Raw genomic sequence first — 13,426 nt, forward strand, 5'->3', positions numbered from 1 at the left:
GATTAATGTTACAGCCAAAACGTACAAAATTCCGTAAAGTACACAAAGGCCGCAACCGCGGTGTTGCTACTAGCGGTAACAAAGTAAGCTTCGGTTCTTTCGGCTTGAAAGCAACTGCTCGTGGTCGTATGACTGCTCGTCAAATCGAAGCAGCTCGTCGTGCTATGACACGTCACATCAAGCGTCAAGGTAAAATCTGGATCCGTGTGTTCCCAGACAAGCCAATCACTGAAAAGCCGCTTGAAGTTCGTATGGGTAAAGGTAAAGGTTCTGTTGAGTACTGGGTTGCTGAAATCCAGCCAGGCAAAGTACTTTACGAGATGGAAGGTGTTTCTGAAGAGCTTGCTCGTGAAGCATTCGACCTAGCTGCTCGTAAATTACCTTTCAAAACAACATTTGTAACTCGGACGGTAATGTGATGAAAGCTAGCGAACTTAAAGACAAAAGCGTAGAAGAGCTAAATGCTGAACTTCTAGAGCTACTACGTGAGCAGTTCAACCTGCGCATGCAGTCAAGCACTGGTCAGCTAGCTCAAACTCACGAGCTGAAAAAAGTACGTCGCAATATTGCGCGTGTTAAAACGGTTATCAACCAGAAGGCAGGTGCATAATGAGCGATAAGATCCGTACTCTTCAAGGTCGTGTACTAAGCGACAAGATGGACAAATCTATCGTTGTTGCAATCGAGCGTCAGGTGAAGCACCCGATCTACGGTAAATTCATCAAGCGTACAACTAAGTTGCACGCACACGACGAAAGCAACACTGCTAAAGCAGGCGATACAGTTACTATCCGTGAATGTGCGCCGATTTCTAAAAAGAAATCATGGACTTTAGTGGAAGTAGTTTCACGTCCTAAGCAAGCTTAATTTTAGTTTTAAACTAAATTAAACTTTGTTTTAAAAAGCCCCGGCCTTGGTCGGGGCTTTTTGCTATTCAGTCTTTATATCTCAATATATTTCAAAATGTTATTGCACATTCATGTGCTCGCTTATCATCGGTGCTAAAAATTCACACATTATTAGTTTTAGGTAATTGCGAAAATAGTGATCTAGTCTAACCACACCTTATTGGTAACAATAAGTTTACAAATTGTACCTTTTCATTGGTTTATAAGGATTATTATTTGCGTCATGCGTACTCAGGTAAGTATTTAGTGTCTGGCGATAGGCATGATGGTGGAGGTGTTTGGATGTGGGGCCCTACCCCCTATGGACATGAAGACCGTTACACTTTTTCAATTACTGATACTGGCGATGGATACGTTTATTTGCAGCACCGCTATTCAGGAAAATATTTAGTATCAGGCGATGTTAATAATGGTGATCGATTCTGGTTGTGGGGACCAATTCCTTCAGGTCATGCGATTCGATACCAGTTTGAGCCCCTTAGAAATAGCCAGGGGGGATATTATTTCCGCCATCGTTATTCTGGTCGATATCTTGTTTCTGGTGATGTTGCTAATGGGGGGAATTTTTGGATGTGGGCACCCATTCCCCCAGGTCATGAAATGAGATATTCGTTTGATGTGAGCAGACACTGAGAATAAAGAACGGTTTAGCGTTACCTCTACATAAGGTAAGGGCTAGTTCCAAGCTTGGTGCTTTAAAGTTACCCGATTCCACTAGAGTTTGGATGAAATTAAAAAAGCTCTGGTTATGATTACCAGAGCTTTTTATTATTCTTCATTGATATCAGGTACTTCTAACCCCATTTGTTCCATAATTTTACGTACCTCTTCAGGCACCTTCTCTGGGTTATCCTTTCTTAAGTCTTCGTCACTGGGTAGTGGTTGGCCTGTAAAGGCATGTAAAAAGGCTTCACACAATAACTCACTGTTCGTTGCATGACGAAGGTTGTTTACTTGGCGACGGGTGCGCTCATCAGTTAACACTTTCAGTACATTTAACGGGATAGAGACAGTAATCTTTTTTACTTGTTCAGACTTTTTACCGTGCTCCGCATAAGGGTGAATATACTCACCGTTCCATTTAGCCATAATGTTATTGTTGCCTCAGAGTTTTAAATGCCAATAAGACTAAATTCGTAAGGCATCGACCAAGTGTTTGTCTATGCTCAAAATTGACACAGAATATTCATGGTAGATTATTCAAAAATGTAGTCTTATTAGCAATACGATTTAGTTAAGTGGCGAAATTTTATCGGTTTAAAAAAGATAGTCAAATACTAGTTAAATAGCCATTTAGCAGTATAAATGTTTTGACTTCTACATTTTGATCATCTAACCTTTTAGACGTCTAAACATCCAACTATCTAGGTGATGATATGAGTCAAAGTAATAAAGCGACCATCGCTGTGCGTCATGGCATTGAAGCTGACAAACATCATGGTGCTGTCGTGCCCCCTTTGTATTTATCAACAACGTATTCGTTTGCTGACTTTGATACAAAGCGAGATTACGACTATGGCCGTAGTGGTAATCCAAATCGTGATATCTTAGCGCAAACATTGGCGCAGTTAGAAGGCGGTGAGCGAGGCATTATTACTGCGACGGGTATGTCGGCAGTGCATTTAGTGACACAACTTCTTAATCATGATGAGACTATCGTTATTCCACATGACTGCTATGGTGGTAGTTATCGCTTATTTACTTCGTTAGAAAAAAGAGGCTTATTAAAAGTAAAAGTGTTAGATCTGACTCAGCCTAGCAGCTATGAGCAGATCCTTGCGATCAAACCTAAACTAGTATGGATTGAAACACCGAGTAACCCTATTTTAAGACTGACGGATATTGCTGCAGTGAGTAAAGTAGCTAAAGAAGCGGGTGCTTTGGTGGCGGCAGATAACACCTTCTTATCACCTGCGTTGCAGAATCCAATTAAGCTGGGTGTAGATATCGTCGTTCACTCGACAACAAAATATATTAATGGACATTCTGATGTGGTGGGTGGTGCTGTGATCGCAAAAACGGCAGAACTTGGTGAAGAGCTCGCTTGGTGGGCGAACAACATTGGTATTACGGGCGCGCCATTTGACAGCTATTTAACTCTGCGAGGGTTACGCACACTAAATGTACGATTAAAGCAGCATCAAGAGAATGCACTAAAGATTGCTCAATACTTAGAACAATCGCCCTATGTTAGTCAAGTATACTACCCTGGACTTGAGTCGCACCCTCAACATGCTCTGGCAAAACAGCAACAGAGCGGCTTTGGTGGTATGGTGAGTTTTGATATTAAGGGGGGGTTGCAAGACTCCGCGGCATTTTTAACTAGCCTTAAACAGTTTTCACTGGCCGAGTCTCTCGGTGGTGTGGAAAGTTTAATTTGTCACCCGGCGACGATGACACATGCTGGTATGGAACCTCAAGCGCGTTTGGAAGCTGGGGTGGGTGATACGTTAATTCGCATTTCGGTTGGGATTGAACAAGTCGAAGATCTAATTGACGATCTCGAGCAAGCATTTAATAAAACGCAACCAGGCACCGTGAATGCCTCGGATGAAGGTAAATCATTCAAGTTAACGCCGGCTCACACGGCTTTATGGTAATCAAATGGCAAAAGTAGTACATAAATTTGGCGGCTCTAGCCTAAGCTCTGCGGCACGCTATCAAGCGGTTGCGCAAATCGTGTTGAGTCAATGTAAAGTGGGTGACTGTGTCGTTGTATCCGCCGCGGGTAAAACCACGAATACGTTGGTTAAATTGTGGGAATGCTATCAACAAAAAGATAGCCAAGGCTTTAGTGATATATTGCTACAAATTGAAAATCATCAAACAGAGTTGATCCGAGCTTTATTAAAAGGCGATGCGCAACGTGCCTTACTCGCGCGTTTACTCGAAGAGCTGCAAGTTATCACCGAAGCGGGTAAACAAAGTACACTGCACGAAGCAAGTTTACTGGCACATGGCGAACTATGGTCGGCGCGGATCTTAGCCAGTTATTTATCGCAACTGGGCAGTGCAGCCAAAGATGTGGACGCGCGTAATTTGTTTCGATTACATCATGGGCAACTTTTGCATCAACAAAATAAGCAAGCCTGTAATGAATGTTTGAATGATGTGGTGATTCATGTGGTCACTGGATTTATCGCATCCGATGTTGATGGTAAAACCGTCACACTGGGGCGCAATGGTAGTGATTATAGTGCCACTTTATTGGCTAACTATATTGATGCGGATGCCGTGTCGATTTGGACCGATACACAAGGGGTGTTCAGTACCGATCCCCGTAAAGTCGCTAGTGCAATTAAGTACAATAAAGTATGTCGCTCACAAGCCAATTTATTGGCTCGATTGGGCAATCCGGTGCTGCATGCTAAGACCTTATCACCACTCAAAAATACGGCAATTAAGTTACAAGTACGCAGCAGTTTTGACGTAGAGGCTGCGCCGACTGAAATCGTCAAAGAGGGATACAGTAAAGCAAAGCGCTTTATTACTACTTTTAATGATCTTGATCTAATTCGCGTTGATGGACTTGCGCAAGGTGAAGTTGGAGAATTAAGTCAGCTTATTCAACATAGTATTCATCACTTTGAAACGGGTGGTGATGCGTTTCTATTAGTACCAGCAGCACATACGCATGCAGTATTACAGGTCTTAACAGGTCGAGCTAATATTGCCGAAAGTGCCTTGCAAGGTTGTGCGATTGTCGCTCCGAGCGCCGATATTGCGCATTTACAACTGCAAGCGCAACAGCTTCTTAACGAACAAGATGTCGTCGTGCGTTTTAATCACACCGCATCCGAATATGCTCTGTTTTTAACGGACCAAGCGATTGATAGCGACACTTTGGCCTTATTGCACGACAAATTGATTAACAAAGGTCGTGAACTTGCCGTGATCATTACCGGACTGGGCAATGTAGGTGAAGTGTTTGTTGAGCAATGTCGTCAACAAGTGTCTCGCTTGCAAGATCAGCTGGATGTCAAAATTGTTGCGTTAGTGCGTTCTAATCAAATGCTTTTTTGTGCCAGTGGCATTGCCTTAGACAATTGGCAGCAGCAATGGCAAAACGAAGCAGTCCAATATGGCAAAGAGGAATTGATAGAGCGCATTGGCGAATTGGACTACGAACATAAAGTGATCGTGGATATCACTGCCAGTGAGCCTTTTAGCGAGCTGTATCCTGAATTTGTAAAGCAAGATTGTCATTTGATCAGTGCGAACAAATATGCTGGTACAGCGGATAGCCAATGGTATCAAGGACTGCGTGAGCAACTTGATGAGCGTAACCTTTACTGGCGCTACAATACCAGCGTGGGGGCGGGTCTACCGATTAACTTTGCGTTGGCTGATTTGCAACATAGTGGCGACAAGATAACGCAAATTGAAGGGGTGTTCTCTGGCACTTTATCTTGGCTGTGCAGCAGCTTTGATGGCAGTAAGCCATTTTCGGAGCTAGTATTGGCGGCGCAAGACATGGGCTACACTGAACCCGATCCAAGAGAGGACTTATCTGGTCGAGATATGCAGCGTAAATTGCTGATACTAGCTCGCGATATTGGCCTTAACTTAGATTTGAAAGATATTGAGTTAGAACCACTTATGCCGGTGGAGTTAGCGCAGGGAAGCTGGGATGAGTTTCTAGCGCGTCGTGAGGTCCTCGATGCTTTTTACCGCGAGCAATATGAACGTGCCAAGCAGCAGGATAAAGTACTACGTTATACAGGCGTTTTGAGCTTGAGCGAAAATGGTCAGGTGACGGCTAAAGTTGGCATTGCCTTGGTTGATAAAACATCGGCCATCGCTAATTTAACGCCAGGCGACAATATCTTTGTGATTAAAAGTGTCTGGTACGAGCATAATCCATTAGTGCTACAAGGTCCTGGTGCCGGGAAAGAAGTGACGGCAGCTGGGATACACTCTGATCTGTACTGGTTAGTGCAAAGGCTAAAATAATATACGCATACAATTAAGGCACCAAATGGTGCCTTAATTGTATGTGCTAGAATAGCTCTTCTTGCGTGACAGGTTGTTGGTCATCAAATGGGGTGCTGTTGTCTTCATCGAGCGCGTATTTGGTTGGCGCGGTGCCCGACTCAAAATACTCAAACCGACTCGTATGATCATTTTTAGTGCTGAGCAATCCCGTTTTTAAATCAATACGTACTGAAATAAGACCTGGAGGTGGCTCAACTGGCGCAAGCGGCTGCTCTTCTAATGCGGCGCGCATATATTCAACCCAAGCGGGCTGAGCTGTAGTTGCACCGGCTTCAGCTCCTACAATTTGATTTTTACCAAGGTTCGTATTGTAAGCGGCACGACCTAGCGGTTTACCTGCATCGTCAAAGCCAACCCAAATGGTCGTGAGCACATTGCGGTTAAAGCCACTGAACCATGTATCAACAGAATCGTTGGTAGTACCTGTTTTGCCATATAAATCTTTACGCTTTAATGCCTGAGCTCGCCAGCCAGTGCCTGTCCAGCCCGTTTTATGACGCCAGCTACCACCACCCCAAATAGCACTGTGCATTGCGCTGGCGACCAAAAATGCGTTTTGCTCAGACACGACATGAGGTGCACAATGCTGAGGGGCATTGTCTAGTTGCTCTTCATCACAGGCGATGAGAGGTTCAGCTTTGCCCAAAGTGTTGCCAAAAGCATCCTGTAACTCGCTAATAAAATAAGGCTCTATTAAGTGTCCGCCATTGGCAAAAGCGCTCATACCACGAGCCATCTCCAGAGGGGTGATCGCAGCACTGCCCAAAGCCAGAGATTCACTGCGGTTAATGTCTTCATCATTGAAGCCAAACTTCAGCAGATGGTCGGCCGTTTTATTTAAGCCCACTCCTTTGAGCAGCCTAACCGATACGACGTTTTTAGATTGCGCAAGCGCACGTCGGATACGGATCGGACCATTATATACTTCCGGGCTGTTTTTCGGACGCCAAGCAACCCCGACGCTTTTATCCCATTGATTAATTGGCGCATCATTAATAATGGTGGCGAGAGTGTAACCATTTTCAAATGCGGCAGAGTAAATGAAGGGCTTTATATTTGAGCCCACTTGGCGTTTCGCTTGTGTTGCTCGATTGTATTGGCTTTGTGCAAAGCTGTAACCACCAACTAGGGCTTTGATTCGTCCGTCTTGTGGATCGAGTGATACTAACGCGCTTGAGGGGCGAGGGTACTGACTGAGCTGCCATTGTTGCTCAACTTGTCTCACCCAGATCTGCATACCAGGTGTTAGGATCTCTGTTGCTGTTTTTGGCGGAGTAGCTTGGCGGGTGTCGGTGATGTATGCACGAGCCCAGTTTAACCCTGACCATTGCAGAGTGACTTCTTCGCCATTTTTTAAAAGTACCGAAGCACTTTGCTCATCAACCGTCATGACTACAGCCGCTTTCAATGGCGCGATTTCTTTTGTTTCGCCCAGCGCTTGCATAATTTGTTCGCGAGTCATTGGGAACTGTTCGCTCGGATTCCACAAGATTTTTTCTGGGCCGCGATAACCGTGGCGCATATCATAGCTGTGCAAGTTATTGACTAACGCTTGCTGTGCGGCTTCTTGAATGTGAGACTCTACACTGGTGAAAACTTTAAAACCGCTGTTATAGGCCTTATCTTCGCCGTAGGTTTCAACCATATAGCTACGTACCATTTCTGAGATATAGGGCGCATAGAGTTCAATTTCAGCGCCGTGTAACTTGGCTGTGATGGGCTGCGAACGGGCTTCATCATATTGTGCTTTGCTGATATAGCGTTCTTTCATCATGCGGCCTAAAACGACATTACGGCGTAATTTTGCTCTTTTAGGATTGCGAATGGGATTTAACGCTGAAGGCGCTTTAGGTAAGCCTGCGATCATCGCCATTTGTGCCAGCGTCAATTCATTCAGTGATTTGCCATAGTAGACTTGCGCTGCAGCACCGATACCAAAAGCACGATTGCCCAGCTCTATTTTATTGAGGTACAGCTCAAGGATTTCATCTTTACTCAACAGATTTTCTATATGCAAAGCGATAAAAATCTCTTTTACCTTACGAATATAGGCTTTTTCACGCGTCAAAAAGAAGTTACGAGCAAGCTGCATCGTGATAGTACTCGCACCTTGCTTTTTCTGTCCAGTACTGATCAGAACAAGTGCAGAACGAATTATCCCGATTGGGTCAACACCAAAGTGCTCATAAAAACGGTTGTCTTCAGTGGCAAGAAAAGCCAGTACCAAAGGTTTTGGAATATCGTCAATTTTAACCGGAATACGGCGCTTTTCACCAAACTGGTTAATCAGCTTGCCATCTTGGGTGAACACTTGCATGGGGGTTTGCAACTGTACATCGCGCAAAACTTCCACACTGGGTATATCCGATTTGACATAATAATAAAGACTGATTAACGTAAGTAGCGCTAAAATGCTTATAACGGTAAAAAATTGTATTGCTCTTCTCAATAAAGTCACGGAATGTTCCCTAGTTAGACTCCCAATTATAGGTAGACACTGCTAGTATATCTTGAATAAAAAACGATTAATAATTTTCGCGTTATAATTATAACTTATTAAAAGTTAAAACAAAGGATAAAGACCAAACGCATGCTCAGTCACTTTTTCCAGAAGCAAGCTCCGATGATGATTGGTATAGATATTGGATCTCACTGTGCCAAGGCCGTTTTGTTGTCACAATCATCAGCCGGATATCGCGTTGAAGCTGTTGCTATTGAACCTATTCCTAAAGGCGCAATTACTGAGCGTGCAATCCAAGATATTGAAGCAATAGGTCGCGTTATTGGAAAAATAAAAAAGCGCTTACCAAGGCTCACTCAGTATGCGGCAGTCGCAGTATCTGGGCAAACGGTTATCACCAAAGTCATCTTTATGGACGTCGCATTAACCGATGCTGAATTGGAATCTCAAATTGCTATAGAAGCGGATAGCTTGATCCCTTATTCACTCGATGAAGTGAGTATCGACTTTGAAAAAATTTCTGTTAATGAAGCGGACCCATCAAAAATGAATGTGCTGCTATCGGCCGCGCGTACTGAAAGTGTGGAAGCGCGAGTAGGTGCATTGGAAGAAGGCGGTTTACAAGCCAAAGTCGTTGATGTGGAAAACTATGCATTGAGCCGAGCCTTAACGGTTTTATACGGGCAATTACCAGCGGATGCGTTTGATAAAATAGTTGCTGTTATTGATGTGGGAGCAGTGGTAAGCCTAGTCAGTGTCGTGTTGTCAGGGAAAACGATTTATACGCGTGACCAAGTGTTTGGTGGTGAACAATATACCAACAGCATTGTTGCCTATTACAACAAATCATTTGACGAAGCTGAAATCGCCAAGACTACCGGAGATTTACCACCCAATTATATTTTTGAAGTGTTAGCACCATTTCAAACGACGCTCCTACAGCAAGTAAGACGCGCGGTACAAATGTTTATGACTAGTAGCGGCAAGGAACAAGTGGACTATATTGTATTAACAGGGGGAACAGCGCTGGTTGAAGGGCTTGATAGGCTGTTGATAGAAGAGTTGGGTATTCATACTATAGTTGCTGATCCTTTTGCCGATATGGAAATTGCACCAAAAGTAGATCGTAATGTATTAGAGCGTCACAAGCCCCAATTTGTGGTTGCAACAGGGTTGGCATTAAGGAGCTTCTCATCATGCCACATATAAATTTGCTCCCTTGGCGTGAGCAAAAACGGCAGGAATCGCAAAAGAAGTTTCTTACCATCATTGCAGTTAACATTGGTGCTGTGTTGATACTTTTGTACCTGATTGGATCTTTTTACGACAGCTTAACCGAGGGCCAGCGCATTAAGAATGATTACCTTCGCGCTGAAGTGGTTAAACTCGATTCAAGAATTGTAGAGATCAACGATTTAAGTCAGCAAAAAGACAGCTTGCAACGTCGTATCAACTTAATTGAAGAATTACAAAGTAATCGAAACTTGGGAACACAAATTATCGATGAAGTCGTTCGTGTGGTGCCCGCAGGTGTTTACCTCACTAGTTTAGAAAGAAAAGAAAACTTAATTAAAGTGGTGGGTCGCAGTGAATCAAACAATCGATTATCACAGATGCTTAGAGCGGTTGAGGGCTCTTACCTACTCGAAAAGCCATCGATTCAAGGCATTGTGACTGGAGAACAAAATTCAAGATTGTTGAGTGATTTTACAATGCACTTTTATGTGAAGCCATTTAGAGAGATAGAGGTGGCTGAGCGTGGTAACTAATTTTTGTATTGATGAGATAGCGCGTGGATTTTGATTTAAAATCTTTACAAAACATCGATTGGAACGAAATTGAGCTAGACAATATCGGCGAGTGGCCATTTGTTGTCAAAGTAATGTGTTGTACGCTGGTGGTGATCGTGACCTTTGCTGTTGGCTACAGTTTGCTAGTTTCCACCTCCATAGAACGATATGAACAAGAAGTGCAACAAGAAGCATCGCTGCGAAACAGCTATCGCATCAAGTATGCACGAGCCAATAACTTAGATCTGTATCGTCAGCAAATGAAAGACATGGAAGATCAGTTTGCTCAATTGCTACGTCGATTGCCCACCTCAAATGAAACGCCAGGGCTGTTGGATGATTTAACTTATGTTGGGACATCCAGCGGGTTAACCTTTTTAAAAATTGGTTGGCTATCGGAAAATAAAAAAGAGTTTTACACCGAACTACCCATCAAGCTGGAGGTGATCGGTACCTATCATGAGTTTGGAGAATTTGTCAGTAAAGTAGCGCAACTACCGCGTATAGTTAGTTTGCACGATTTTAGAATTGAAAACTCCGGTAGTAGTAAACTTATTTTTAGCGTGGTTGCAAAAACTTATCGTTACGAGCAAGGTGATGCACCATGAGCAGGCGCCTAATAAGTTCGCTCGTTTTACTTTTTGCGCTGAGCGGTTGCAATGACAATACGGCTGAACAAAAAGAGTTTATCGATCAAATTCAGGCGAGTGCGACACCACAAGTTGAGCCAATACCACACATGCGAGAGTTCAGCCATTTTGAGTACACAGCACAAAATTTGCGCAGTCCATTTGTTGCACCAGAGCCAGAGGTTATCGAAAGTAAAATGATCCAAGTGCAAAATTGCTTGCACCCAGATCCTGATAGAGATCGCGACCCTTTGGAAAAATATCCAATAGACACATTATCGATGAAAGGGACCATCGCAACCAAGGATGTCACTTGGGCGCTAATTAAAGCATCAGATCAAGGTTTGTATAAAATTAAACGAGGTCAATATATGGGCTTGTATCACGGTGAAGTGATCAGTGTGCAGCCAGGATATGTTGAACTTTTAGAGCTCATCCCGGATGGCAGCGGTTGCTGGAAAGAGCGTTTGTCCCGAGTGGAGATCCGTGAAGAAGATGGGAGCGTGGTGAGTGAATAACAAAAAAGGTAGTGTAGATATGGCTCTCTTAAGGAGCAAATTCAGCGTTAAATTTATAGTAGGCGGTATTTTGGCTTTGGCTTCAAACTGGGCATGCGCTGTGCCAATGCTCTATGACGTTCGTTATAACCCAGTACCAGAGGGGGAAACTCAATTGGAACTCGTGTTTGATGAGCAGTTGAGTATTTCTCCTGAAGTGAAGGCGCTGAATGAACCGGCACGTTTTGAGCTATTTTTCCCTGGCGTTGAGTTCGAAGAAAGTCTGCGTTCGTTAGTGGTCAATAAGGCTGGGATCACCAGCATTGAAAGCCAATTAAACGATGAGGGGTTGATCGTTACGGTGAACATGGAACAGTTGAAACTGTACAAGACCTATGTGAAAAACAACATTGCTTATCTGGAAGTCTCTAATAACCCCCTTGGTAGTGAGCCCAGTGATGTGACTGAAGCGCTCAAAGGGAAAATGAATCAAATTCAGTCTATTGATTTTCGTCGCGGAGAGAAGGGGGAAGCTAAGGTGTTGGCTTTTCTCGATAATGCGCAAGCGGCAATTGATGTACAAGAGCGTGGTGGAAAAATTTATGCAGACTTTCACCATATCAGTATTCCAGATGATCTACTTTATGAATTAGATGTACTTGATTTTGGTACAGTGGTCAGCAGTGTGGAAACTTTTCGTGAAAATGGTAAAAGTCGTATTGTTATTGAGCCAAATACGGCATTTAAATATACCTATCAGCAGCTAGGGAATATTTTTACGTTAACAGTTGAAAAAGATGACGAAGAACGTAGTTTTGGACTCAGTAAAAATTATCAAGGTCAACCAATTACCCTGAACTTCCAAGATATCCCGGTACGTTCAGTGTTACAGATCATTGCGGATACAAACAATTTTAACCTTGTGACCAGCGATTCGGTATCGGGTAATATTACCTTGCGTTTGGATGGTGTTCCTTGGGATCAAGCGCTTGACGTGGTACTTAGGATAAAAGGTCTCGACAAACGTATGGATGGCTCAATCTTAATGGTTGCACCATCAGAAGAGTTGGCTGCTCGTGAAGCAAAAGAGTTGCAAGCACGTAAACAAGTAGAAGAATTGGAGCCGTTATACAGCGAGTATATCCAATTGAATTATGCTAAAGCAGAGGAATTTGCCGATTTACTTAAAACGGACATTAACAGTATTGTGAGCGAGCGAGGTAGTGTGTCGGTAGATAAACGTACCAACACTTTGCTCATTAAAGATAGTGCACGTAGTATCGAAAGTATTCGCCGTATGGTTGAAACGTTGGATGTGCCAGTAAAGCAAGTGCGTATTGAGTCACGCATGGTAACAGTGAAAGATAATGTGCAAGAAGACCTAGGTGTTCGTTGGGGTTTCAGTGATCAACAAGGTTCGGATGCTATCTCTGGTAATTTAGCGGGTGCAGAACAATTATCTAATGGTGCGATCCCTGATTTAGCGAACCGACTCAATGTCAATCTACCTGTATCAGGCACTTCGGCGGGCACAATTGGTATGCATATCGCAAAACTTGCTGATGGCACCCTAATTGATCTGGAATTGTCGGCATTAGAGCAAGAGAACAAGGGTGAGATTATTGCAACACCCAGTATTACCACTGCAAACCAAAAGAAAGCAAGAATAGAGCAAGGTACGGAAATTCCGTATGTTGAAGCGGCTTCTAGTGGTGCAACGTCAGTCAGTTTCAAAAAAGCGGTATTGAGCTTGGAAGTGACACCGCAAATTACGCCGGATAACAAGATTATTTTGGATTTAGTTATCACACAAGATACCCGTGGTGATAATGTACAAACACCGAATGGTCCTGCAGTTGCAATCAATACGCAACAAATTCAAACGCAAGTGTTGGTTGATAATGGTCAAACAGTGGTACTCGGGGGGATTTATCAGCAAGAAATAACCAGTGCTGTGAGTAAAATCCCTCTGTTGGGAGATATCCCATACTTGGGTGCGATGTTTAGAAATACCCGTGAAATAAATGAAAAGAAAGAATTACTGATATTCGTGACCCCTAAGATCATGCTGGATAGTCAGTAATTGGTAAATAGTTGAACGAATTTGCGTGCCTTAGTTGCTTTTTATACTATTTGACTTGAAATC

The 13,426-nt window shown here is 43.4% G+C and carries 13 protein-coding genes; 11 read left to right on the top strand and 2 right to left on the bottom strand.

The window, feature by feature from the left end:
• Nucleotides 1-5 precede the first annotated feature (5 nt).
• From rplP to AC5FX4_RS04000, 4 genes are all read left to right on the top strand, one after another.
• Complete coding sequence (rplP, locus tag AC5FX4_RS03985; protein WP_493605203.1) at nt 6-419, top strand: 50S ribosomal protein L16; 414 nt, start codon at nt 6-8, stop codon at nt 417-419.
• Complete coding sequence (rpmC, locus tag AC5FX4_RS03990) at nt 419-610, top strand: 50S ribosomal protein L29 (RefSeq protein WP_476291042.1); 192 nt, start codon at nt 419-421, stop codon at nt 608-610. The genes rplP and rpmC overlap by 1 nt, the downstream gene beginning before the upstream one ends.
• A complete protein-coding gene (gene rpsQ, locus AC5FX4_RS03995) occupies nt 610-867 on the top strand; it encodes a 30S ribosomal protein S17 (protein ID WP_070986407.1) in 258 nt (85 codons plus the stop codon). Before rpmC ends, rpsQ begins: the two co-directional genes overlap by 1 nt.
• A 257-nt stretch (nt 868-1,124) precedes the next feature.
• Entirely contained in the window at nt 1,125-1,541 is a 417-nt protein-coding gene (locus AC5FX4_RS04000) for an RICIN domain-containing protein (RefSeq protein WP_493605204.1), read from the top strand.
• Between the two features lie 135 nt (nt 1,542-1,676).
• Here the strand turns inward: AC5FX4_RS04000 and metJ are convergent, their stop codons facing one another.
• Entirely contained in the window at nt 1,677-1,997 is a 321-nt protein-coding gene (metJ, locus tag AC5FX4_RS04005; protein ID WP_493605205.1) for a met regulon transcriptional regulator MetJ, read from the bottom strand.
• 287 nt (nt 1,998-2,284) lie between these two features.
• Between metJ and metB the strand changes: the two genes are divergently transcribed.
• The gene (gene metB / locus AC5FX4_RS04010; protein WP_493605206.1) at nt 2,285-3,508 is read left to right on the top strand and encodes a cystathionine gamma-synthase; all 1,224 of its coding nucleotides are present in this window, start codon (nt 2,285-2,287) and stop codon (nt 3,506-3,508) included.
• Nucleotides 3,509-3,512: 4 nt separating this feature from the next.
• The gene (metL, locus tag AC5FX4_RS04015) at nt 3,513-5,861 is read left to right on the top strand and encodes a bifunctional aspartate kinase/homoserine dehydrogenase II (RefSeq protein WP_493605207.1); all 2,349 of its coding nucleotides are present in this window, start codon (nt 3,513-3,515) and stop codon (nt 5,859-5,861) included.
• Nucleotides 5,862-5,907: 46 nt separating this feature from the next.
• On the opposite strand, the gene AC5FX4_RS04020 is transcribed toward metL, so the two are convergent.
• The gene (locus tag AC5FX4_RS04020; RefSeq protein WP_493605208.1) at nt 5,908-8,361 is read right to left on the bottom strand and encodes a penicillin-binding protein 1A; all 2,454 of its coding nucleotides are present in this window, start codon (nt 8,359-8,361) and stop codon (nt 5,908-5,910) included.
• A 132-nt stretch (nt 8,362-8,493) separates the two neighbouring features.
• Here AC5FX4_RS04020 and AC5FX4_RS04025 point away from each other — a divergent pair, with 132 nt between their 5' ends.
• From AC5FX4_RS04025 to AC5FX4_RS04045, 5 genes are read left to right on the top strand one after another with little or no spacing between them, the layout of a single operon-like run.
• Entirely contained in the window at nt 8,494-9,573 is a 1,080-nt protein-coding gene (locus tag AC5FX4_RS04025) for a pilus assembly protein PilM (RefSeq protein ID WP_493605209.1), read from the top strand.
• Nucleotides 9,561-10,133 carry a PilN domain-containing protein gene (locus AC5FX4_RS04030; protein ID WP_493605210.1) on the top strand — a complete coding sequence of 191 codons (573 nt, stop codon included), beginning with the start codon at nt 9,561-9,563 and terminating at the stop codon, nt 10,131-10,133. Before AC5FX4_RS04025 ends, AC5FX4_RS04030 begins: the two co-directional genes overlap by 13 nt.
• Nucleotides 10,134-10,156: 23 nt before the next feature.
• Entirely contained in the window at nt 10,157-10,762 is a 606-nt protein-coding gene (locus tag AC5FX4_RS04035) for a type IV pilus inner membrane component PilO (protein WP_493605211.1), read from the top strand.
• Entirely contained in the window at nt 10,759-11,301 is a 543-nt protein-coding gene (locus AC5FX4_RS04040; protein ID WP_493605212.1) for a pilus assembly protein PilP, read from the top strand. The genes AC5FX4_RS04035 and AC5FX4_RS04040 overlap by 4 nt, the downstream gene beginning before the upstream one ends.
• A 19-nt stretch (nt 11,302-11,320) precedes the next feature.
• Complete coding sequence (locus AC5FX4_RS04045) at nt 11,321-13,363, top strand: type IV pilus secretin PilQ (RefSeq protein ID WP_493607769.1); 2,043 nt, start codon at nt 11,321-11,323, stop codon at nt 13,361-13,363.
• Nucleotides 13,364-13,426: the final 63 nt, after the last annotated feature.

The organism is Pseudoalteromonas sp. ATL1 (assembly GCF_058933015.1).

Coding starts and splice junctions, on each gene's coding strand:
- metB (WP_493605206.1), top strand. CDS start 2,285: ATGAGTCAAAGTAATAAAGCGACCATCGCTGTGCGTCATGGCATTGAA.
- rpsQ (WP_070986407.1), top strand. CDS start 610: ATGAGCGATAAGATCCGTACTCTTCAAGGTCGTGTACTAAGCGACAAG.
- AC5FX4_RS04040 (WP_493605212.1), top strand. CDS start 10,759: ATGAGCAGGCGCCTAATAAGTTCGCTCGTTTTACTTTTTGCGCTGAGC.
- rplP (WP_493605203.1), top strand. CDS start 6: ATGTTACAGCCAAAACGTACAAAATTCCGTAAAGTACACAAAGGCCGC.
- AC5FX4_RS04030 (WP_493605210.1), top strand. CDS start 9,561: ATGCCACATATAAATTTGCTCCCTTGGCGTGAGCAAAAACGGCAGGAA.
- metL (WP_493605207.1), top strand. CDS start 3,513: ATGGCAAAAGTAGTACATAAATTTGGCGGCTCTAGCCTAAGCTCTGCG.
- metJ (WP_493605205.1), bottom strand. CDS start 1,997: ATGGCTAAATGGAACGGTGAGTATATTCACCCTTATGCGGAGCACGGT.
- rpmC (WP_476291042.1), top strand. CDS start 419: ATGAAAGCTAGCGAACTTAAAGACAAAAGCGTAGAAGAGCTAAATGCT.
- AC5FX4_RS04045 (WP_493607769.1), top strand. CDS start 11,321: ATGGCTCTCTTAAGGAGCAAATTCAGCGTTAAATTTATAGTAGGCGGT.
- AC5FX4_RS04025 (WP_493605209.1), top strand. CDS start 8,494: ATGCTCAGTCACTTTTTCCAGAAGCAAGCTCCGATGATGATTGGTATA.